Source organism: Streptomyces sp. NPDC002680 (assembly GCF_042889145.1).
GTDB classification, from domain to species: Bacteria; Actinomycetota; Actinomycetes; order Streptomycetales; family Streptomycetaceae; genus Streptomyces; species Streptomyces adonidis.
The window spans coordinates 18,538-40,279 of the sequence record NZ_JBIAQP010000016.1; the positions used below are offsets into that span (position 1 = coordinate 18,538).

Genomic DNA, 21,742 nt, shown 5'->3' on the forward strand with positions numbered 1-21,742 from the left:
TGCTGGAGGGGGCGGTCGCGGCCGGGGGGTGGGGGCTGAGTCTGCTGCCGGTGCACTGTGTGCCGAAGGGGCGGGTGGGGCGGGCGGTGCGCGGGGTGGGGGCCGCGGGGGTCGCAGCGGCGGTTGCGGGGCGGGCTGACGGGGGTGCCGGCCGGGGCGTCGGCGGGGATGCCGGTCCTACCAGGGCATCGCCACGCCGCCGTTCGGGCGGAGGATCTGGCCCGTCGTGAACGCCGACGCGTCGGACGCCAGGTGCAGTACCGCGTGGGCGACCTCCTCCGGTTCGCCGACCCGGCCCAGCGGGGCCATCCGCGCCATCAGCGACTCGGTGTGCGCCTGTGCCTCGGCGTCGTGGCGGTCGGTCATCGGCGTACGGATCCAGCCCGGCGCGACGGCGTTGACGCGGATGCCGTGGCGCCCGATCTCGGCGGCCAGCGTCTTCGTCAGCTGGACGACCGCCGCCTTCGCCACGCCGTAGCAGAGCAGGCCGGGGTTGCCGGTGTCGACGGCGCCCGAGGCCATGGTGACGATGCTGCCCCTGGTGTTCTGGGAGATCATCAGGCGGGCCGCCTCCTGGCAGGCGTACAGCACGCCCTTGAAGTTGACGCCCAGGACCCGGTCCAGATCCTCGTCGCGGGTCTCCAGCACCGGGCTGCTGTGCATGATCCCGGCGACCGCCGCCATGACGTCCAGCCGCTCGCACGCGGCCACGGCCTGCCGTACCTGGGCCCGGTCGGTGACATCCAGGTGGTGGGTACGGGCCGTGCCGCCCATGCCCTTGATCAGCGTCGCCGTCTCGTGCAGGCCCTGCGCGTCCCGGTCGGCGCAGTGCACCACGGCGCCGGCTTCGGCGAGCAGTACGGCGGATGCGCGTCCGATGCCGCTGGCGGCCCCGGTGACGAATGCGGTGCGTCCGGTGAGGTCGTACGCCTGTACGGGCATGCTGGGACGGTACGAGGGTTTCTGACGGGTCGTCAACTGGTCGTGCGGGGGTGCCGGTTGTGCGGGGCGGTCTCCGCCGCACGTCTCAGTCGTACGGGGGTGGCTTCCGGCTGTACGGGGGTGACCTCCGGTGTGCTCTGGCGGCGCCGGGGGCCGGGGCCGGGCCCGGTTGGCAGGTCGGGCACCAGTAGGTGGGGCGTTCGCGGGAGCCGTCGCCCTGGTCGGCGACGCGGATCGGGGTGTGGCAGCGCAGACAGGGGCGGGGTGCGCGGCCGTACACGAAGAGGTCCTGGCCGCGTCTGCCCGTCGTACTGCGGACCGGGCGGTCCCGGTTGGCTTCGAGGAGTTTCTTCGCGAGCGCGGGCAGTTTCGCGGTGCGGTCGGCGGGGAGGTCGCCGAGGGGGAGCCACGGGGTGACGCCCAGGAGGAAGCACAGCTCGCTCTTGTAGACGTTGCCGATGCCGGCGAGATTGCGCTGGTCGAGCAGGGCCTCGCCGAGGGGGCGGGCGGGGTCCGCGAGGAGGTTGGCGAGGGCCTGATCGGGGTCCCAGTCGGGGCCCAGGAGGTCGGGGCCCAGGAGGTCGGGGCCGAGGTGGCCGACGGCCCGGTGCTCGTCGGTGGTGCGGAGGAGTTCGAGTACGGGGAGTCGGTAGCCGACGGCGGTGCGGTCCGCGGTGCCGAGGATCGCCCGGATCTGGTGCGAGGGGCCGCCGCTCCAGCGGCTGCCGTTCTCGTACACCTTCCAGGAGCCGTCCATCCGTAGATGCGAGTGGAGGGTCAGGCCGCCCTCGACACGGGTGAGGAGGTGCTTGCCGCGCGGGGTGACCTCCAGGACGGTGCGGCCGGTGAGGTCGGCCGTGGCGTGCTTGGGCACGCGGAGGTCGGAGCGGGTCAGCACTTTCCCGGCGAGTGCGGTGTGCAGTCTCCTCGCGGCCTGCCAGACAGTGTCACCTTCGGGCATGGGACCAGGGTGGCATGTCGGGGTGGGGGAGGCGGTCGATCATGCGCGTAGGCGCAGGCCACGGGGGGTCGCGATGAAGCCCGCTCCCTCCAGGAGGGTGCCGAAGGGGGAGGTCAGGGCCGCGGCGCCGTTGACCCGCTCCACCGTGACCGTGCCGAGGGAGCCCGCTCGGGCCGCTGCGGCCAGGGCTTCCGCCGCCGCGCGTAGTCGGGGGTCCTCGGTGGGGTGGGCGTCCGGTTCGGAGGGCCAGGCCAGGAGTGTCTTGCCGCCTCGTTCCATGTAGAGCGTCAGCTCCCCGTCGACCAGTACCACCAGCGAACCGGCCTTGCGGCCCGCCTTGTGACCGGCGCCGGTCGGGGGCTCGGGCCAGGGGAGCGCGGCGCCGTACGCGTTCGCCGGATCTGCGGCTGCGAGGACCACGGCACGGGTGGATCCGGAGGAGGCGGTTGAAGACGCGGGGGAAGCGGCGTCGTGCGCGTCGGTCGTGCTGGAGGTAGGCCGGTAGTCGCCGCGGTCTCGGGCGTTCGCTGTTGCCCGGAGGCGGTCCACCGCGCCGTCCATGGCGAACTGGGCGGCTCCGAGGCCCTCCACGACATAGCCGCGACGGGCCTGACCGCTGTCCTCGAAGGCGGAGAGGATCCGGTACACGGCTGAGAAGCCGCCCTCCACACCTTCCGCGGCGACGGCTCCCCGGGTCACCACGCCGTGGCGGTCGAGCAGGGTGCGCGCCAGGGCATGGGCGCGGACGGTGAGGTCGGGCTCAGGGGCGGGGAGCAGGGACCAGCGGCCCGCCACCGTCGGGGGGCCGCTGCGTGAGGCGGGGCGTGCGGTGGCCGTCAGTGAGCCGTACCGGCCGCGTGGGACGGCGCGTTTCGCCCGGTGTGCCGTCGAGCCTGCCGTACGGCCCGAGCCGAGGAGGGAGCGCATCGGGGCGAGCGTGTCGTTCGTGAGCCGACCCGACCAGGCCAGGTCCCAGACGGCGTCGGCCAGTTGGGGATCCGTGGCGTCCGGGTGCGTGGTGGCACGGATCTGGTCGGCGATCTGGCGGAAGAAAAGCCCGTAGCCCCCGGTGAGGGTGTCGAGGACGGACTGGTGGAGTGCGGTGGGTTCCAGGGGGTGGGGCGGTGGCAGGAGCAGCGGGGCCGCGTCCGCGAGGTACAGGGACACCCAGCCGTCCTTGCCGGGGAGGGCGCCCGCCCCGGCCCAGACGATCTCCCCGGCGGCCGTGAGTTCGTCGAGCATCGCCGGGGCGTAGTTCGCCACCCGGGACGGCAGGACCAGCTTCTCCAGGGCGGACGCCGGCACGGAGGCGCCCTGCAACTGCTCGACCGCACGCACCAGCCCGTCGATACCGCGCAGCCCGTGGCCCTTGCCGATGTGCTGCCACTGCGGCAGGAACTGCGCGAGCGCCGCGGGCGGCACCGGCTCCAGTTCGTGCCGCAGGGCGGCCAGCGAACGGCGCCGGAGGCGGCGCAGGACCGTCGCGTCGCACCACTCCTGGCCGATGCCCGCCGGATGGAACTCTCCCTGTACGACACGGCCGTTCGCCGTCAGCCGCTGCAGCGCGCCCTCGGTGACCGCCACGCCCAGGCCGAAGCGGGCAGCCGCAGTGGCCGAGGTGAACGGGCCGTGAGTGCGGGCGTGCCGGGCGATGAGGTCGCCGAGTGGGTCCTTGACCGGCTCGGTGAAGGCTTCCGGGACGCCGACGGGCAGTGCCGTGCCCAGCGCGTCGCGCAGGCGGCCCGCGTCCTCGATGGCCGCCCAGTGGTCGGCGCCGCCGATGCGGACCCGGATCGCGCGGCGGGCGCCGGCCAGCTCCCGGGCCCACTGCGGGTCTGCGCCGCGCTCGGTCAGCTCGGCGTCCGTGAGCGGGCCCAGCAGCCGCAGCAGGTCCGCGACGCCTTCGGCGTCCTTCACGCGTCGGTCCTCGGTGAGCCACTGCAGTTCCCGCTCCAGCTCCGTCAGCACCTCGGCGTCCAGCAGCTCGCGCAGCTCCGCTTGGCCCAGCAGCTCGGCCAGCAGCCGCGAGTCCAGCGACAGGGCGGCGGCGCGCCGCTCGGCCAGCGGGGAGTCGCCCTCGTACAGGAACTGGGCGACGTACCCGAAGAGGAGGGAGCGGGCGAAGGGGGAGGGCTCCGGGGTGGTGACCTCGACCAGGCGCACCTTGCGGGACTCGATGTCGCCCATCAGCTCCACGAGCCCGGGCACGTCGAAGACGTCCTGGAGGCATTCGCGGACCGCTTCGAGGACGATGGGGAACGAACCGAACTCGCTTGCCACCTGGAGCAGTTGCGAGGCGCGCTGGCGCTGCTGCCACAGCGGGGTGCGCTTGCCGGGGTTGCGGCGCGGGAGCAGCAGGGCGCGTGCGGCGCACTCGCGGAAGCGGGCCGCGAACAGGGCCGAACCGCCCACCTGGTCGGTGACGGTCTGGCTGACCTCGCCCTTGTCGAAGAGCACGTCCGCCGCGCCCACGGGGGCCTGCTCCGCGTCGTATTCCGTGCCCGTCTTCAGCGGCTCCTGGTCGAGCAGGTCCAGGCTCATCAGATCGGCGTCCGGCAGGCGCACCACGATGCCGTCGTCGGCGTGCATGATCTGGGCGTCCATGCCGTACCGCTCGGAGAGCTTGGCGCCCAGCGCGAGTGCCCAGGGGGCGTGGACCTGGGCGCCGAAGGGGGAGTGGACGACGACCCGCCAGTCGCCGAGTTCGTCCCGGAACCGCTCCACCACGATGGTCCGGTCGTCCGGGATGTGGCCGCAGGCCTCGCGCTGTTCGGCCAGGTAGGAGATGACGTTGCCCGCGGCCCAGGTGTCGAGTCCGGCGGTGAGCAGGCGGCTGCGGGCGGCCTCCTCGGGCAGTGAACCGACCTCGCGCAGGAACGCGCCCACCGCGCGGCCCAGTTCCAGCGGGCGGCCCAGCTGGTCGCCCTTCCAGAAGGGGAGACGGCCGGGGACCCCGGGCGCGGGGGACACCAGGACGCGGTCCCGGGTGATGTCCTCGATGCGCCAGGAGCTCGTACCGAGCGTGAAGACGTCCCCCACGCGGGACTCGTACACCATCTCCTCGTCGAGCTCGCCGACCCGGCCGCCGCCCTTCTTGGGGTCGGCGCCGGCGAGGAAGACCCCGAAGAGCCCGCGGTCGGGAATCGTGCCCCCGGAGGTGACGGCGAGGCGCTGCGCGCCCGGGCGGCCGGTCACGGTGCCGGCGACGCGGTCCCACACCACGCGCGGGCGCAGTTCCGCGAACGCGTCGGACGGATAGCGGCCCGCGAGCATGTCCAGGACCGCGGTGAACGCCGACTCGGGGAGGGCGGCGAAGGGGGCCGCGCGGCGGACCGTGGACAGCAGGTCGTCGACCTGCCAGGTGTCCAGCGCCACCATCGCGACGAGCTGCTGGGCGAGCACGTCCAGAGGGTTGGCGGGGATCCGCAGGGACTCGATGGAGCCGGTGCGCATGCGCTCGGTGACCACGGCCGCCTGGACGAGGTCTCCCCGGTACTTGGGGAAGACGACGCCCGTGGAGACCGCGCCCACCTGGTGCCCCGCGCGGCCGACGCGCTGCAGCCCGGAGGCCACGGACGGGGGTGACTCGACCTGGACGACCAGGTCGACCGCGCCCATGTCGATGCCCAGTTCGAGGCTGGAGGTGGCCACCACGGCGGGCAGCCGGCCCGCCTTGAGGTCCTCCTCGACGAGCGCACGCTGTTCCTTGGAGACCGAGCCGTGGTGGGCCCGGGCGATGACCGGCGGTGCGCCCTGGGCCGCGCCCGAGCCGCCCATCAGCTCCGCGGGCGCGTGGTGTTCGGCGAGGGTCTCGCCGGTGGCCCGCTCGTACGCGATCTCGTTGAGCCGGTTGCACAGGCGTTCCGCGAGGCGGCGGGAGTTGGCGAACACGATCGTCGAGCGGTGCGCCTGGACGAGATCGGCGATCCGCTCCTCGACGTGCGGCCAGATGGACGGGCGTTCGGCGCCGTCGTTCGCGTCGGCGACCGGGGAGCCGCCCAGCTCGCCCAGGTCCTCGACCGGGACGACGACCGAGAGGTCGAACTCCTTGCCGGACTTGGGCTGGACGATCTCCACCTTGCGCTGGGGGGAGAGGTAACGCGCGATCTCGTCGACCGGGCGGACGGTCGCGGAGAGGCCGATGCGCCGGGCGGGCCTCGGCAGCAGCTCGTCCAGCCGCTCCAGGGACAGCGCGAGATGAGCGCCGCGCTTGGTGCCCGCGACCGCGTGCACCTCGTCCAGGATCACAGTCTCCACGCCCGTCAGCGCGTCGCGCGTGGCCGAAGTGAGCATCAGGAACAGCGACTCCGGGGTGGTGATCAGGATGTCCGGCGGGCGGGTGGCCAGGGCGCGGCGCTCGGCGGGCGGGGTGTCGCCGGAGCGGATGCCCACCTTGACCTCGGGCTCGGGCAGGCCCAGACGTACGGATTCCTGGCGGATGCCCGTGAGGGGGCTGCGCAGGTTGCGTTCCACGTCGACCGCGAGGGCCTTGAGCGGTGACACGTAGAGCACGCGGCAGCGTTTGTGGGGGTCGGCCGGTGGGGGTGTCGAGGTGAGCTGGTCCAGTGCGGCCAGGAACGCGGCCAGGGTCTTGCCGGAGCCGGTCGGGGCCACCACCAGCACGTCCGAGCCCTCGCCGATGGCTCGCCACGCGCCCGCCTGGGCCGCGGTGGGCGCGGAGAAGGCCCCCGTGAACCAGCCGCGGGTCGCGGGGGAGAAGCCGTCGAGGGCTCGGTGTGTGGAGCTGACCATGCGTACATCCTGCACCTCGGCACTGACAATCGGGCTGACCTGCGGGTTTGCCTCCGGCGGTGGGGCGGGTGCGGTGCGGTGGTCTGTGGGTGCGGTTGTGTGCCGACTCCCGGTCGGTGGTCGCGCCTTCGGTTGGGTGGTGGGTCGGGGCCGCGCTGGGGGGTGTCCGTCCTCGGTCGGGCGGTGCTGTCTGATCTGGATGTGCTCGGTGTTGGACGCCCGCCGCTGCGGGCGGACACCCCCCGACACGGCCCCTTCCCGCCGTACGCGGCTGCGGGTGCGTGGTGGTGCGGCTCGGCGGGCTGGGGCGGCTTCGCGGAGAATGGGGGGCATGGCGGGTTCGGGGGAGCTGGCTCGGCACTGGCAGTTCGTGGAACTGCCTGGTGTCGATCTTCTGCGTGCTCGGTACATCCAGAAGACCTTTGTCCGGCACACCCACGAGAACTTCGTCATCGCCGCCATCACTGAGGGCGTGGAGGTCTTTCGTCATCGGGGGGTCGATCAGTACGCGGGGTCGGGGGCGCTCGCTCTGGTCAATCCCGATACGCCGCACACGGGGCGTGCGGGGGTTCCCGAGGGGTGGCGGTACGGGGCTGTCTATCCGGCGCCCGAGGTGGTCGCGGAGATTGCTGCGGAGACCACGGGGATTCGGGGGACGCCTGGATTTGTCGCTCCTGTGTTTGATGATCCGTACTCGGTCACCCTTGTTCATGAGGTGCTGCGTGCGGCCGAGGAGGGCAACGCGTTGGCCGCCGACACCTTGCTGCGGGTCGCGGTGACCCGGTTGCTCCGGCTCAACGGCGGGGTCCTTCAGGAGCGGGCTGTGCGTACGGCGGGCGGGCGGATCGCGGCACGCGCGCGTGCCGTGCTGGAGGAGACGATGGCCGAGCCGCCGACCCTGGAGAGGCTTGCCAAGGATCTGGGTACCAGCCCCTTCGCGCTGCTGCGGGCGTTCCGTGACACATACGGGTTGCCGCCGCACGCCTGGCTGACGGACGCGCGGGTGCGTCGGGCTCGGCGGCTGCTGGACGCGGGTACCGCGCCCGCCGACGTGGCTGTTGCGGTCGGGTTTACCGATCAGCCACATCTCAACCGGCACTTCGCCCGGATCGTGGGCGTGCCTCCTGGGGCGTACCAGCGGGAGCGCAAGAACGTACAAGACCCGTCGGGGGAGCTTCTTCTATCGTCCGACGGGTGGCAGAACAGACAGCTCTCGCAGACACACGTGCCGACGACGGAGGTAAACCGGACGCCGCCGTCGTACGAGACGCCCTCGGAGTCGGGGTCGCCGTCGGACTGTCCGGTTTCGCCTTCGGGGTGACCTCGGTCGGCAGTGGGCTCACGCTTCTGCAGACCTGTGCGCTCAGCCTCCTGGTGTTCACCGGGGCCTCCCAGTTCGCGCTCGTGGGCGCGCTCGCGGCCGGTGGCAATCCGCTCACCGCGGCGGCGGGCGCGTTCTTCCTGGGGGTGCGCAACGCCTTCTACGGGCTGCGGCTGTCGCAGTTGCTGGCCCTCCCGCGCGCGGTGCGTCCGTTCGCCGCCCAATGGGTCATCGACGAGACCACGGTGGTCGCCCTCGCGCAGCCCACGCGGCGCACTGCCCGTATCGGGTTCGCCGTCACCGGACTCACCCTGTACGTGTTGTGGAACCTCACGACGCTGCTCGGCGGGCTGGGGGCCGAGGCCATCGGGGACACCGACGCGTGGGGGCTGGACGCCGCCGGGCCCGCTGTCTTCCTGGCGCTGCTCGCGCCCATGCTGAAGTCCGGTGTGGAGCGCGCTGTCGCGGGCCTCGCCGTGGTGCTGGGGCTCGGGCTGCTGCCCGTCCTGCCGGGCGGTGTGCCGGTTCTGGTGGCCGCGCTCGCGGCGCCGGTCGTTCTCTGCGTGGAGGGCCGGCGCGGGGCGAAGGACGGGAAGGGCGGAGACCGTTGAACGTCTGGATCGCGATCGGAGTGACGGCTCTTGGCTGTTACGTCGTCAAGCTTGTCGGGCTCCTCGTGCCCGCCGGTGTCCTGGAGCGTCCGCTCGTCCGGCGGCTGGCCGCCCTGCTGCCCGTCGCCCTCCTTGCCGCTCTGACGGCCCAACAGGCCTTCGCCGACGGGCGGGTGCTCGTCCTGGACGCGAAGGCCGCAGGGCTCGCCGCAGCCGCCGTGGCGCTGGTGCTGCGCGCTCCCTTCCTGCTCGTCGTCGCGGCGGCCGTGGTGGTGACGGCGGGGGTCCGGGCGATGACCGGCTGACTGCCGGTCGTGTGCGCGCTCTTGGTTCAGCCGACGGGGCGGCCGTACGCCTTCAGGGTGCGCAGTGCCTCGACCGTCGCCATGGGGCGTGCCTCCAGAGCGGTGCCCGGTGCCCACGCACGTCGACGGACGGGCCAGCCGCCGTCCTCGCGCTGCTCGCCCGCGAGGAAGTCCAGGGAACGGGTCATCTCCTCGTCCGTGAACCACGCGCGCGCGAGTGAGCCCGGCGTCTTCGCGTAGTCGTACGGGAAGTGATGCTCGCCCGCGGCATAGCCGGGCGCCACCGGGTGGGCGTCGACACGCTCCGGGTCGAGTGCCACGAGCCGGTGCTCGCGTACCAGGCGGCCCAGCCGGTCGGCCGCCGCCTGCGCGCGTGAGCGGTCCGGAACCGAGTCCAGGAAGGCCACGGCGGCCTGCACCTCGTACGGATGGGACTTCTCCAGCGACGCGACCGCCTGCCAGCAGAAGTCCGTGGCCCGGAACAGCCAGGCGTGCCACACCTCGTTGCGGTGCAGCAGGCCCACCACCGGGCCGGTGGCGAGGAGCTCGCTCGGCGGTTCGGCCACGACCTGCACGAACGGCGCCGCCGGATAGCCACGTTGGCTGGGATGAACCGCCGGCAGTGCGCCGTCCGGCGTGGAGACGGAGGTCAGATAGCGGCACACGCGCTCCACCCGCTGCCCGCCGCACCGCCCGATGGCGTCCAGGACCCGCAGCGCGTGCCCGGTGTGCAGGGGCTGGCTGACGGGGCCGCGCAGATCGGGTTCCAGCGCGTGGCCGTAACCGCCGTCCTCGTTGCGGTAGGCGTCCAGCGCGGTCTCGACCGCGTCGGCGCCCCCGTTCAGGAAGTGATACGCGAAGCGGCGCTGCTCCAGCACGCGCGCGGTGAGCCACACGAAGTGCTCGGCACGGAAGAGCGGGGAACGCGCCGGGGGCGTCGGGGGGAGTGGGGCTGCTCCTGTTTCGGCCATGCGTCTGACCGTAGGGCGCGAAGCGGTCCCGGCGAGCGGTCCCCGGCACGGGCCCACCCTCAGGGGCGGGATACTGAAGTCATGCGGTTGACGGTCTTCTGGCAGCGGATGGCGGATCACTTCGGTACGGGATACGCCGACACCTTCGCGCGCGATCACGTGATGACGGAACTCGGCGGACGGACCGTCCACGAGGCCCTGGACGCAGGCTGGGAGGCGAAGGACGTGTGGCGTGTGGTGTGCACGGCCATGAACGTTCCGGCGGAAAACCGGTGAAATCGCACTGAAGTGTCATCGGTTGGCCGCGAAGATCGTAGGGCGGCGACTGATTGTCGGCGGCGTGGGTGAGACTTGCTCCGTGGCATCCACAGACGAGACCGGGCAGCTCGGACAGCAGGCGTCCCCGTTCGGCACGACGCCGCCCACACCCCCGCCCGGGGACGCCGCCGGGCAGGGCGCGCGCATGCCGCGCTGGCTGCCGCGCGCCATGATGCTGGCCCTCGCCCTCGTTGGCCTGTTCCAGCTGGGCAGTTGGGCCTTCCACCAGCTCACGGGCCTGTTGATCAACGTCCTCATCGCGTTCTTCGCCGCGCTCGCGATCGAACCCGCGGTGAGCCGGATGGCCGCGCGCGGGATGCGCCGCGGTCTGGCCACCTTCCTGGTCTTCATCGGCCTGCTCATCGCGATCGCCGGATTCGTCACCCTGCTCGGCTCCATGCTCGCGGGCCAGATCATCAAGATCGTCGAGGACTTCCCGGCCTACCTCGACTCCGTCATCAGCTGGATCAACGCGCACTTCAACACCGACCTGAAGCGCGTGGACGTCCAGGAGGGCCTGCTCCGCTCCGACTGGCTGCGCAGTTACGTCCAGAACAGCGCCACCGGCGTTCTGGACGTCTCCGCCCAGGTGCTCGGCGGCCTCTTCCAGCTGCTGACGATCACCCTGTTCTCGTTCTACTTCGCCGCCGACGGGCCGAGACTGCGCCGCGCGCTGTGCTCCGTACTGCCGCCCGCCCGACAGGCCGAGGTGCTGCGCGCGTGGGAGATCGCCGTCGACAAGACCGGCGGCTATCTGTACTCGCGCGGTCTGATGGCGCTCATCTCCGGGGTGGCCCACTACATCCTGCTGGAGTTCCTGGACGTGCCGTACGCGCCCGTCCTGGCCGTCTGGGTGGGGCTGGTCTCGCAGTTCATCCCGACCATCGGCACCTACCTCGCGGGCGCCCTGCCGATGCTGATCGCCTTCACCGTCGATCCCTGGTACGCGCTGTGGGTGCTGGTCTTCGTCGTGGTCTACCAGCAGTTCGAGAACTATGTGCTGCAGCCCAAGCTGACCGCGAAGACCGTCGACATCCACCCCGCGGTCGCCTTCGGCTCGGTCATCGCAGGCACCGCGCTCCTCGGCGCCGTCGGCGCGCTGATCGCCATCCCGGCGGTCGCCACGCTCCAGGCGTTCCTGGGGGCGTACGTGAAGCGGTACGACGTCACGGACGACCCCCGAGTCCAAGGGCACCGCGGACGGGGCCGGGGCGCGAGCATCGTCACGCGGGTGCGGAGTCTGCTGGAGGGGCGGCGGGGCACCGCTCCCGAGAGCTCGGCGGACCCCGAGGGGCCGTCGGAATCGGGACCGCCGGAATCCGGGTCGGGGAAGGGCTCCGCGCCCGCGTGAGCGGTGCCCAGGCCGCGGTGTCGGCGACGGACGCCACGTAGGCCCGCCGGCAACCGCGTGGCAGGGGTGCTCGGCACCGTCCTGTCCGGTCGAGGGCGCCCGACGTCATGCGCTCCTGGGGTGTCGCACCCGGCATCCGGCCCGTTGCCGGACCGCGAACGTAGTCTCGGAGGTGCCCGGTGTCGCGCTTGACACGAAAATCGAACATCTATTCCAATGGAGATTCCGGCGAGGCTCTCGACGGGGATTTCGTCAGGGTTTTCATGGAGATGTGCCCGAGTTATCCACAGGCCGGACGGGCGTCGGGGCGCATTGTCAGTGGCAGGCGTTAGCGTCTTTGACGTGAAGCGATCGACTCAAGCAAATCGGGTGGAACCCATGGCAGCAGGTACTGACCGCGAGAAGGCGCTCGACGCCGCTCTCGCACAGATTGAACGGCAGTTCGGCAAGGGCGCGGTGATGCGCCTCGGCGAGCGGCCGAACGAGCCCATCGAGGTCATCCACACCGGGTCGACCGCACTCGATGTCGCCCTCGGCGTCGGCGGTCTGCCGCGCGGCCGAGTGGTCGAGGTGTACGGCCCGGAGTCCTCCGGCAAGACGACCCTGACCCTGCACGCGGTGGCGAACGCGCAGAAGGCCGGCGGCCAGGTGGCCTTCATCGACGCGGAGCACGCCCTCGACCCCGAGTACGCGAAGAAGCTCGGCGTCGACATCGACAACCTGATCCTGTCGCAGCCGGACAACGGCGAGCAGGCCCTGGAGATCGTGGACATGCTGGTCCGCTCCGGTGCCCTGGACCTCATCGTGATCGACTCCGTCGCGGCGCTCGTCCCGCGCGCGGAGATCGAGGGCGAGATGGGTGACAGCCACGTCGGTCTCCAGGCCCGTCTGATGAGCCAGGCGCTGCGGAAGATCACCAGTGCGCTCAACCAGTCCAAGACCACCGCGATCTTCATCAACCAGCTGCGCGAGAAGATCGGCGTGATGTTCGGCTCCCCGGAGACCACGACCGGTGGCCGGGCGCTGAAGTTCTACGCCTCGGTGCGGCTCGACATCCGCCGCATCGAGACGCTGAAGGACGGCACCGACGCGGTCGGCAACCGCACCCGCGTCAAGGTCGTCAAGAACAAGGTCGCCCCGCCCTTCAAGCAGGCCGAGTTCGACATCCTCTACGGGCAGGGCATCAGCCGCGAGGGCGGTCTGATCGACATGGGCGTGGAGAACGGCTTCGTCCGCAAGGCCGGCGCCTGGTACACGTACGAGGGCGACCAGCTCGGCCAGGGCAAGGAGAACGCACGTAACTTCCTGAAGGACAACCCCGACCTCGCCAACGAGATCGAGAAGAAGATCCTGGAGAAGCTGGGCGTAGGCGTACGGCCCGAGAAGCCGACCGCCGAACCGGGCGCGGACGCGGCGGTCTCGGCGGCCCCGGGCACGACCACGGACGAGGCCGGCAAGACGGTCCCGGCTCCCGCGTCGGCGGCCAAGACCACCAAGGCCAAGGCCACGGCGGCCAAGAGCTAGCCGATGACACGACGAACCGACTGGGCCGAGTACGCATACCCCGGTGCCTCGGAAGACCGGGGCGACGGGGGCCGCGAGGGCTCCGTCGGGCGTGGTGACAGTGCCGAGGGGGATACCGGGCCATACGGGGGTGGCCGCGGGACCCACGAGGGCGACGGGTGGTACGAGGGCGACGGAGGCTCCGGTGTCGGACCACGTCGCGGTGAGGGGCTGTCGGGGGACGGTTCGCGTCGGGGCGACGGTTCCCCGGGAGGCAGGCGACGCCGTGGCGGCGGTGGCCCGAGCGGTGAAAGCAGTCCGTACGGCGAGGGCGGCTCACGCGGTGAGGGCTCGCGTGGTGGACGTGGTCGTCGGCAGCGGCGCGGCTTCGGCGAGCAGAGCGGCGACCCACAGGACGGAGGTTCCGTCTCCTCGTCGAGGGCCGAGACGGCGGAGCCCCCAGGGGACCCGGCTGAGCGGGCGCGGGGTATCTGCCTGCGCCTGCTCACCGGGACCCCGCGCACACGGAAACAGCTCGCGGACGCCCTGCACAAGCGCGAGATTCCGGACGAGGTCGCCGAGGAGGTGCTGTCGCGGTTCGAGGAGGTCGGACTGATCAACGACAGCGCGTTCGCGGATGCCTGGGTCGAGTCCCGGCACCACGGCCGGGGACTGGCCCGGCGGGCGCTTGTCCAGGAACTGCGCACCAAGGGCGTGGACGCGACGCTCATCGACGAGGCCGTCGGACAGCTCGACTCCGAGCAGGAGGAGACGACCGCGCGTGAACTCGTCGCCCGCAAGCTGAGGGCGACCCGCGGCCTCGACCGCGACAAGCGGATTCGGCGGCTCGCGGGGATGCTCGCCCGCAAGGGCTACTCCCAGGGCATGGCCCTGAGGGTGGTCCGGCAGGCACTGGAGGAAGAGGGCGAGGACACCGAGTTCCTCGCGGACGACGGGTACTGAGCCCGCCGTCGAGCCGAGATCCGGCCGTCCCGAGAGGCAGTTGACCGCTCGGGAGGTCTACGTCCACGGCCCTGGACACGATGGACGCGCGGGGGCGCCGATCGCGTTCAGGGCCGGGCGGACGATACGACCGTTTCGCGCGGGCGGCGGGCCTACGGTGTGACCGGAAGCCCCGCCGCACGCCAGGCCTGGAACCCTCCGACCAGGTCGGTCGCCCGGTGCAGCCCCAGCTGGCGCAGGGACACGACCGCGAGGCTCGACGCGTAGCCCTCGTTGCAGATCACCACGATCCGCAGGTTGTGGCCGGTCGCCTGAGGCGCGCGATGGCTGCCCTGGGGGTCCAGGCGCCACTCCAGCTCGTTGCGCTCGACCACGAGCGCGCCGGGGATCAGACCGTCCTGCTCCCGCAGGGCCGCGTACCGGATGTCCACCAGCAGTGCCTCGCCGGACTGCGTGGCCTCGTACGCCTCGTGTGTCTCCACGCGCGCGTAGGTGTCGCGAACGCGGTCCAGCAACTCGTCGATGCCGACGGGCTGTTCACTCACTGCCAGTCCTGCGGGCGCTCGACGTGCTCCAGGCGCAGCACCTGGCCCGTACGGCTGTAGCGGCGGATCTGGGGCAGCGGCGGGTAGTAGGCGTGGACCGAGATCGCATGCTGGTCGCCGGACTCGTTGAGCACCTCGTGCACATGGTGGCGGCCGAAGGCCCGGCCCTGGCCGGCCGGCAGTCGCCGCTCCCGGTCGACGCCCTCGGTGAGTTCGAGGGTCTTCCAGCCGTCGGCGGGCAGCCGGGCGGCGAGCGAGTGCTCCTTGAGTTCGCCGGTCGCGGTGATGAAGGCACCGACCGACTCGGCGTGGTCGTGCCAGCCGGTACCGGTGCCGGGCGGCCAGCCGATCAGCCACGCCTCGCTGCCGCCGGGGCCCTCGAGCCGCACCCAGGTGCGGCCCTCGGGGTCGAGCGGCAGGGAGGCGATCAGCTCGGCGTCGGCGGCCGTACGTCGTACGAAGTCGAGGAGATCGGCCTGCGTCGGGGTCTTCGGGGTCCCGGAGACCTGAGCGGGGGCGGAAACGGAGGGTGACACGGACACGGATACCGTCCTGGTGAACGTTCGCGGGAGCGCGGAAACGCCGGAGACCGGCGCGCGCGGGAATCAAGGGGATGCGAATTCAGCAGGACGGACGACACACGCAGCCCGCGTAGCGGACGAGGTCCATATGGACCCTCCGCCACAGGCGCACATCGGTGTCGGCATCGGTCACGTTCCGGAGTACAGCATGACGGTGCGGAGTGGTCAACTCGTTGTCACCATGTGGACGGGCGCTGGTGGGAGGCGGTGGACAGCACAGGGGCGGACGGCAAGCGGAGGCGGTCGGCGGGTGGGGCTGCCGGGAGGTGTCAGCGCGTGCTCGCCGCGGCCTCGGTGTTCGCCGATGCGTTCGACTCGCCTGTCTTGCCGGTCCGGCCCGCCCTGTCCGCCTTGCCCGTGGTGTCGTCCGTGCGGTCCCGTACGGAACCGCCGAGCGTCGCCTCGGCCGCCGAGTACAGGTCGGCCGGGCGCACCCCGCTCAGCGCCGTGACCAGGTGTCCGTCCGGGCGGATCAGCAGCACCGTGTGGGCTGCGGCGCCCGGGTAGCTCTCGGTGACCAGCAGCTCGGCGGGGTGCGGCAGCGCGGCCACCGCGGCCGCGAGCCGGGGCATGAGCCCGGCGCTCACCCAGTGCTTGCGCTCCCACACACCCGTACCCGGCGCGATCAGCACCACAAGGAGCGCGCCGCGGCCCAGCCGCTCGCGCAGCCGTACGAAGGAACCGTCCTCCGCGGTGACGCGTACGTCCGTCACCTGTGCGCCGGGCGGGGTCTCCACGGCGATCTCCGCCTCGATGTGCTGCGGCGCCAGCGGCGACTGGGCGTACGCCCCCGGCGTGCCCAGGGCGCCGCGCCCCAAGTGACCGTCCGTGAGCAGTGCCTCGTGTCCACGGGCCGACCCGGGGACGTACGACCGCAGCCCTCCGCCGCCGCGCAGCAGCGGCAGCGTCTGGTCGGCGGCGCGCAGCCGGGCGGAGACGGCGGCGCGCCGCTCGGTCTGGTAGCTGTCCAGCAGTGCCTCGTGCGGCCCGTGGTGCCAGGCCAGGGCCAGCTTCCAGGCGAGGTTGTCGGCGTCCCGCAGCCCCTCGTCCAGCCCCTGGGTGCCGAGCGCCCCGAGCAGATGCGCGGCGTCCCCGGCGAGGAAGACCCGGCCGGCCCGCCAGCGCCGGGCGAGCCGGTGGTGGACGATGTGGACGCCCGTGTCGAGCAGGTCGTACGGCGGTGTGGTGCCGCCGCTCCAGCCCGCGAGGGTCTCCCGGACGCGGGTCACCAGGAGTTCGGGCGTGACCAGGTCCTTGCCGGGCGGCAGCAGCCAGTCCAGGCGCCACACGCCGTCGGGGAGGGGGCGCGCGGTGATCTCCCCGGCCGACGGCCCCGATGTCCGCCACGGCGGCATCCGGTGCAACAACGCCTCACCGGGCCACGGAAGTTCCGTACGAAGGGCCGCCACGGCGTGTCGTTCCACGGCCGTACGTCCGGGGAAGCGGATGTCCTGGAGTTTGCGGACCGTGGAGCGCGGGCCGTCGCAGCCGATCAGGTAGCTGCCGCGCCACCAGGTGCCGGCCGGGCCGCGGGTGTGCGCCGTGACGCCGGCGGGTTCCTGTTCGATCGAGTCGAGGCGGCTGTTGACGGCGACCTTGACGAGCCGCTCGCGCGCGATGGCGGTCCGCAGGGCGCCGGTCAGTACGTGCTGGGCGACGTGCAGGGGGATGTCGGACTCGGTGAAGGGTTCCGGTCCGGGACCCGAGGGGGGCGTGTCGGTCGGCTCTTCGGTTTCCTCGGCCCCGAAAGAGATCCGGCGCATCACCTGCTTGCGCCGCATCGACCGCCATCCGGCCCAGTGGAGACCGGCATCCGCGATCGGCACACCGGTCAGCCGTGCCAGGAGCGCGGCGGTGTCCTCGCGCAGCACGACCGTGCGCGCGGGGCGCTGGTCGTCCTTGCCCGGACCCTCGTCGAGGACGACCGAGGGAACCTCCTGGCGCGCCAGCGCAAGCGCCAGCGTGAGCCCGACCGGCCCCGCTCCGACGATGATCACCGGGTCCATGGCGCGGCGCCCCCTGCCCAGAGCGACGTCTTCATTGACGTAAGTGAACAGGAAGTTTGAGCAGGTTGCACGATCACAGAACGTATGCAACAGACTCCACGCCACCCGGTCAAGCTGGACGCACCACAGGCGCCTGCCCCGCCGCACGCCACGTTTCCCCTGGTACGCCATGTGCGCCCGGTGCCGACGACACACAGCGGAGGCAGCGGCGAACGCGCCGCTGCCTCCGGGCAGGTCATCCGAGTCGAGTGTCCGTCACATTCCACCGCCGCCCGCGCCGGTCGCCGCCGTGCCGGCCACCGTCTCCGGTCCGAGCACCACACCGGTCGACTTCTTGCCGCGTCGCAGTCGGCCCTCCAACCAGCTCGCGAAGCTGGTGATGAGGAAGTTGATCACGATGAAGATGACCGCGACCACGACGAAGCTCGGGATGACGTTGGCGTAGTTGGCCGCGAGCGTGCTGCGCGAGTTGAGCAGCTCGGTGAAGTTGAGCATCACGCCGCCCAGTGCGGTGTCCTTCACGATGACGACGAGCTGGCTGACGATCGCCGGCAGCATGGCCGTGACGGCCTGCGGGAGCAGGATGCTCGTCATCGCCTGGCCCTTGCGCAGACCGATCGCGAGGGCGGCCTCCGTCTGCCCCTTGGGGAGCGACAGGATGCCCGCCCGTACGATCTCGGCGAGCACCGAGGCGTTGTAGAGCACCAGACCGGTGACGACCGCGTAGAGGGGGCGGGACTCACTGCTGACGTCCGTGGAGCTGACGTAGAACTCGTTGGCGAACAGCATGAGCAGCAGTACCGGAATCGACCGGAAGAACTCGACCACCACTCCGGCCGGAACCCGGACCCACCGGTGGTCGGACATCCGTCCGATACCGAGGGCCGCACCCAGGGGAAGGGCGATCACCATGGAGAGCGCCGCGGCCTTCATCGTGTCGGCGAGGCCGGGCAGCAGATAGGTCGTCCAGGCCTGGGAGGTGGTGAACGGCTCCCACAGGGACCACTTCAGCTGCCCCTTGTCGTCCATCTTCTGCCAGACCCACCACAGGAGCAGGGCGAGCAGTACGAAGAAGACGATCGTGAGGACGATGTTGCGCTGTTTGGCGCGGGGTCCCGGCGCGTCGTAGAGGACGGAGGTCATCGCTTCACCGCCAGTCGCTTGCTCAGCCAGCCGAGGGCGAGTCCGGTGGGCAGGGTGAGTACCACGAAACCGAAGGCGAACACCGCGCCGATGAGCACCAACTGGGCCTCGTTCTCGATCATTGTCTTCATCAGGCTCGCCGCCTCGGCCACGCTGATCGCGGCGGCCACGGTCGTGTTCTTGGTCAGCGCGATCAGTACGTTGGCCAGCGGGCCGATGACCGACCGGAACGCCTGCGGCAGCACGACGAGGACCAGCACCTGGCTGAAGCTCAGCCCGATGGCGCGGGCCGCCTCGGCCTGCCCCGGGGGCACGGTGTTGATACCGGAGCGCAGCGCCTCGCAGACGAAGGCGGCCGTGTAGGCGACGAGGCCGAGGATCGCCAACCGGAAGCCCTGGAGCGCGAAGTCGTCGGACGCGCCCATCGTCATACCGAAGATGTCGGCGAGGCCGAGCGAGGTGAAGACGATGATGACCGTCAGGGGGATGTTGCGGACGATGTTCACGTAGGCGGTGCCGAATCCGCGCATGAGCGGGACCGGGCTGACCCGCATCGCGGCCAGCAGGGTGCCCCAGACCAGGGAGCCGAGGGCGGAGAAGACGGTGAGTTTCACCGTCATCCAGAACGCCCCGAGGACGTCGTAACCTTCAAGAAAGTCGAACACGATCTCCCGCGCTTCCGGGTGTGTGGCGGATGTGGCGTACGTGGCAGACGCAGCGCACCGCCGCCCTGATCGCAGTGGGCGGCGGCGCGCCTGCGGAACCCTGGGTTACTTGACGATGTCGCCGATCTTCGGAGCCGGCTCGTTCTTGTAGCCGGCCGGACCGAAGTTGTCCTTGACCGCGGTGTCCCACGCGCCGTCGCTGACCATCTTCTCGAGGGCGGTGTTGATCTTGTCGACGGTCGCGGTGTCGCCCTTCTTGACACCGATGCCGTAGTTCTCGTTGCTCAGCTCGAGGCCCGCCAGCTTGAACTGGCCCTTGTACTTGTCCTGGGCGGCGAAGCCCGCGAGGATCGAGGCGTCCGTGGTCACCGCGTCGACGGCACCGCTCTGCAGGGCGGCGATGCACTCCGAGTAGCCCGAGTTCACACGCAGGTTGGCCTTCGGAGCGATCGAGTCCTTGACGTTCTGCGCCGAGGTGGATCCCGTCACGGAACAGAGGTTCTTGCCGTTGAGGTCCGTGCCCTTGGCGATGTCGGAGTCCGCCTTGACCAGCAGGTCCTGGTGGGTGAGCAGGTAGGGGCCGGCGAAGTCGACCTTCTGCTTGCGCTCGTCGTTGATGGAGTAGGAGGCCGCGATGAACTTCACGTCGCCACGGGCGAGCGCGGTCTCCCGGTCGGCGCTCTTGGTCTCGGTCCACTCGATCTGGTCGGGTTCGTAGCCGAGCTGCTTGGCGACGTACGTCGCCACGTCCACGTCGAAGCCGGAGAAGGAGCCGTCGGGCTCCTTCAGGCCGATACCGGGCTGGTCGAACTTGATGCCGACCTTGATCTTGTCACCGCCGCCAGAGCCGGAGCTGGTGTCGCTCTTGTCGTCGTCGCCTCCACAGGCCGTCGCGGTGAGGGCGAGGACGAGCGCTGCGGCGGTCGCGGCGGTGACCTTGCGAAGCTTCATGGTGAACATCCTTTGGCTGATGGAGAGACGCGGGCCGTCGGTGCCGTGCGGGGCCTGACGGGCGAGGCTGGTCGGAGACGCGCAGATTGGCGGTGGCGCAGATCGTCAGTGGTGCAGGATCTTGGACAGGAAGTCCTTCGCGCGGTCGCTGCGCGGGTTGCTGAAGAACTGGTCCGGCACAGCCTCTTCGACGATGCGGCCGTCGGCCATGAACACCACCCGGTTCGCAGCCGAACGGGCGAACCCCATTTCGTGGGTGACGACGATCATGGTCATGCCCTCGCGGGCGAGCTGCTGCATGACCTCAAGGACCTCGTTGATCATCTCCGGGTCGAGCGCCGACGTGGGCTCGTCGAAGAGCATGACCTTGGGGTCCATGGCCAGGGCGCGTGCGATGGCGACACGCTGCTGCTGGCCGCCGGACAGCTGTGCGGGGTACTTGTCGGCCTGCGTGGCCACGCCCACCCGGTCGAGCAGGGCGCGGGCCTTCTCCTCGGCCACCTTCTTGTCGGCCTTGCGGACCTTGAGCTGGCCCAGCATCACGTTCTCGAGCACGGTCTTGTGCGCGAACAGATTGAAGGACTGGAACACCATGCCGACGTCGGCGCGCAGCCGGGCCAGCTCCTTGCCCTCCTGGGGCAGTGGCTTGCCGTCGATGGCGATGTCGCCGGAGTCGATCGTCTCCAGCCGGTTGATGGCGCGGCACAAGGTGGACTTACCGGACCCGGAGGGTCCGATGACCACGACCACCTCGCCGCGGGCGATGGTCAGGTCGATGTCCTGGAGAACGTGCAACGCGCCGAAGTGCTTGTTGACGCTCTTCAGGACGACCAGATCGCCGGTCGCGGCCACGTCGTCCTTGGTCACCGATACTTCGGTCATCGCTGACTGGCTCCGTCCTGCTCGGTTTCGGAGGACAGTAGTGACCGCGTGAGACCAGCGTCATTACATCTGAGCGAGAATTGAGGATAACGATCCGATGTCAGGTCAACACGTTTTGTAGCGCCCCTCGAAAGAGGTGTACCGGCTGGATAACGGAAGCGGCCCGCACCCGGAACCAGGCACCCGCGCGCGTGTGTCCACATGGTGTACTCCGCTGGTGCACCGTACGTGGTGTACAAGTCGAAGCGGTACGGCCGATGAACCGAAGGGGGCCGCGATGCGACTGCTCCTGGTCGAGGACGACAACCATGTCGCCGCCGCGCTCTCCGCGGTCCTGGCGAGGCACGGATTCGATGTCACACACGCCCGCAGCGGCGAGGAGGCCCTCCAGGCGCTCGTCCCGGAGGGCAACGGCTTCGGTGTGGTGCTGCTCGACCTGGGCCTGCCCGACCAGGACGGCTACGAGGTGTGCGGCAAGATCCGCAAGCGCACCAGCACCCCCGTGATCATGGTCACCGCGCGCTCCGACGTCCGCTCCCGCATCCACGGCCTCAACCTCGGCGCCGACGACTACGTGGTGAAGCCGTACGACACCGGGGAACTGCTCGCCCGCATCCACGCCGTCAGTCGGCGCACCGTCCACGAGGACGCCGGCGACGCCGGTGAGAACGCGCTGCTTCTGGGGTCCCTGCGGATCGAACTGTCCACCCGGCAGGTCCTCGTGGACGGTTCGGTCGTCCAGCTGACCCGCAAGGAGTTCGATCTGCTCGCCCTCCTCGCCCAGCGCCCCGGAGTGGTGTTCCGTCGCGAACAGATCATCAGCGAGGTCTGGCGCACCAGTTGGGAGGGGACCGGCCGCACCCTGGAGGTGCATGTCGCGTCCCTGCGCGCCAAGTTGCGCATGCCGACGCTGATCGAGACCGTCCGCGGCGTGGGCTACCGGCTCGTCGCCCCGACGCCGTAGCGGGGAC

At 71.1% G+C, this 21,742-nt stretch carries 19 protein-coding genes and 1 pseudogene; 8 read left to right on the forward strand and 12 right to left on the reverse strand.

Translation table 11 applies throughout. The features are described 5' to 3' along the window. Positions 1-177: 177 nt before the first annotated feature. From ACFYXF_RS35440 to ACFYXF_RS35450, 3 genes are all read right to left on the reverse strand, one after another. Positions 178-942, reverse strand: a complete 765-nt coding sequence (locus tag ACFYXF_RS35440) for an SDR family NAD(P)-dependent oxidoreductase (protein ID WP_389356015.1) — start codon at positions 940-942, stop codon at positions 178-180. 85 nt (positions 943-1,027) lie between these two features. Beyond that, on the reverse strand, positions 1,028-1,903 hold the full coding sequence (locus ACFYXF_RS35445) for an Fpg/Nei family DNA glycosylase (RefSeq protein WP_389356017.1): 876 nt from the start codon (positions 1,901-1,903) through the stop codon (positions 1,028-1,030). 39 nt (positions 1,904-1,942) lie between these two features. Then, entirely contained in the window at positions 1,943-6,655 is a 4,713-nt protein-coding gene (locus tag ACFYXF_RS35450) for an ATP-dependent helicase (protein WP_389356018.1), read from the reverse strand. A 331-nt stretch (positions 6,656-6,986) separates the two neighbouring features. Here ACFYXF_RS35450 and ACFYXF_RS35455 point away from each other — a divergent pair. The 3 genes and pseudogenes from ACFYXF_RS35455 to ACFYXF_RS35465 all read left to right on the forward strand — a co-directional run. Then, positions 6,987-7,736 (forward strand): annotated as a pseudogene (locus ACFYXF_RS35455) (AraC family ligand binding domain-containing protein); the annotation flags it as partial. 113 nt (positions 7,737-7,849) lie between these two features. Then, positions 7,850-8,587, forward strand: coding sequence for an AzlC family ABC transporter permease (locus tag ACFYXF_RS35460; protein WP_389356020.1), 738 nt, complete (start codon positions 7,850-7,852; stop codon positions 8,585-8,587). Next, positions 8,584-8,892 (forward strand): AzlD domain-containing protein, encoded by a 309-nt coding sequence (locus tag ACFYXF_RS35465; protein WP_389356022.1) that lies wholly within the window; start codon positions 8,584-8,586, stop codon positions 8,890-8,892. Before ACFYXF_RS35460 ends, ACFYXF_RS35465 begins: the two co-directional genes overlap by 4 nt. 26 nt (positions 8,893-8,918) lie before the next feature. Here ACFYXF_RS35465 and ACFYXF_RS35470 read toward each other — a convergent pair whose 3' ends face one another. Beyond that, the gene (locus tag ACFYXF_RS35470; protein ID WP_389356024.1) at positions 8,919-9,863 is read right to left on the reverse strand and encodes a hypothetical protein; all 945 of its coding nucleotides are present in this window, start codon (positions 9,861-9,863) and stop codon (positions 8,919-8,921) included. An 81-nt stretch (positions 9,864-9,944) separates the two neighbouring features. Here ACFYXF_RS35470 and ACFYXF_RS35475 point away from each other — a divergent pair, with 81 nt between their 5' ends. The 4 genes from ACFYXF_RS35475 to recX all read left to right on the forward strand — a co-directional run bounded on the left by ACFYXF_RS35475 (position 9,945) and on the right by recX (position 13,998). After that, the gene (locus ACFYXF_RS35475) at positions 9,945-10,139 is read left to right on the forward strand and encodes a DUF3046 domain-containing protein (protein WP_389356026.1); all 195 of its coding nucleotides are present in this window, start codon (positions 9,945-9,947) and stop codon (positions 10,137-10,139) included. 82 nt (positions 10,140-10,221) lie between these two features. Next, the gene (locus ACFYXF_RS35480) at positions 10,222-11,532 is read left to right on the forward strand and encodes an AI-2E family transporter (RefSeq protein ID WP_389356028.1); all 1,311 of its coding nucleotides are present in this window, start codon (positions 10,222-10,224) and stop codon (positions 11,530-11,532) included. A gap of 378 nt (positions 11,533-11,910) precedes the next feature. Then, on the forward strand, positions 11,911-13,056 hold the full coding sequence (gene recA, locus ACFYXF_RS35485; protein ID WP_389356030.1) for a recombinase RecA: 1,146 nt from the start codon (positions 11,911-11,913) through the stop codon (positions 13,054-13,056). 3 nt (positions 13,057-13,059) lie between these two features. Then, the gene (gene recX, locus ACFYXF_RS35490; protein WP_389356032.1) at positions 13,060-13,998 is read left to right on the forward strand and encodes a recombination regulator RecX; all 939 of its coding nucleotides are present in this window, start codon (positions 13,060-13,062) and stop codon (positions 13,996-13,998) included. A gap of 152 nt (positions 13,999-14,150) precedes the next feature. Here the strand turns inward: recX and ACFYXF_RS35495 are convergent, their stop codons facing one another. From ACFYXF_RS35495 to ACFYXF_RS35530, 8 genes are all read right to left on the reverse strand, one after another. Continuing rightward, a complete protein-coding gene (locus tag ACFYXF_RS35495; protein WP_389356247.1) occupies positions 14,151-14,549 on the reverse strand; it encodes a rhodanese-like domain-containing protein in 399 nt (132 codons plus the stop codon). Beyond that, entirely contained in the window at positions 14,540-15,085 is a 546-nt protein-coding gene (locus ACFYXF_RS35500) for a cysteine dioxygenase (protein WP_389356033.1), read from the reverse strand. Before ACFYXF_RS35500 ends, ACFYXF_RS35495 begins: the two co-directional genes overlap by 10 nt. Positions 15,086-15,164: 79 nt before the next feature. Then, on the reverse strand, positions 15,165-15,257 hold the full coding sequence (locus ACFYXF_RS35505; RefSeq protein ID WP_348640150.1) for a putative leader peptide: 93 nt from the start codon (positions 15,255-15,257) through the stop codon (positions 15,165-15,167). A gap of 136 nt (positions 15,258-15,393) precedes the next feature. Beyond that, positions 15,394-17,130: an FAD-dependent monooxygenase gene (locus ACFYXF_RS35510; RefSeq protein WP_389356036.1), complete on the reverse strand. Its 1,737-nt coding sequence runs from the start codon at positions 17,128-17,130 to the stop codon at positions 15,394-15,396. 255 nt (positions 17,131-17,385) lie between these two features. Further along, a complete protein-coding gene (locus ACFYXF_RS35515; protein ID WP_389356038.1) occupies positions 17,386-18,273 on the reverse strand; it encodes an amino acid ABC transporter permease in 888 nt (295 codons plus the stop codon). Continuing rightward, a complete protein-coding gene (locus tag ACFYXF_RS35520; RefSeq protein WP_389356040.1) occupies positions 18,270-18,938 on the reverse strand; it encodes an amino acid ABC transporter permease in 669 nt (222 codons plus the stop codon). The genes ACFYXF_RS35515 and ACFYXF_RS35520 overlap by 4 nt, the downstream gene beginning before the upstream one ends. Positions 18,939-19,043: 105 nt before the next feature. Next, positions 19,044-19,889, reverse strand: a complete 846-nt coding sequence (locus tag ACFYXF_RS35525; protein ID WP_389356042.1) for a glutamate ABC transporter substrate-binding protein — start codon at positions 19,887-19,889, stop codon at positions 19,044-19,046. A gap of 105 nt (positions 19,890-19,994) precedes the next feature. Beyond that, on the reverse strand, positions 19,995-20,771 hold the full coding sequence (locus ACFYXF_RS35530) for an amino acid ABC transporter ATP-binding protein (RefSeq protein ID WP_369029301.1): 777 nt from the start codon (positions 20,769-20,771) through the stop codon (positions 19,995-19,997). 277 nt (positions 20,772-21,048) lie between these two features. On the opposite strand from ACFYXF_RS35530, the gene ACFYXF_RS35535 reads away from it, so the two are divergent. Then, a complete protein-coding gene (locus ACFYXF_RS35535; protein ID WP_389356044.1) occupies positions 21,049-21,735 on the forward strand; it encodes a response regulator transcription factor in 687 nt (228 codons plus the stop codon). The last annotated feature ends 7 nt before the right edge of the window (positions 21,736-21,742 follow it).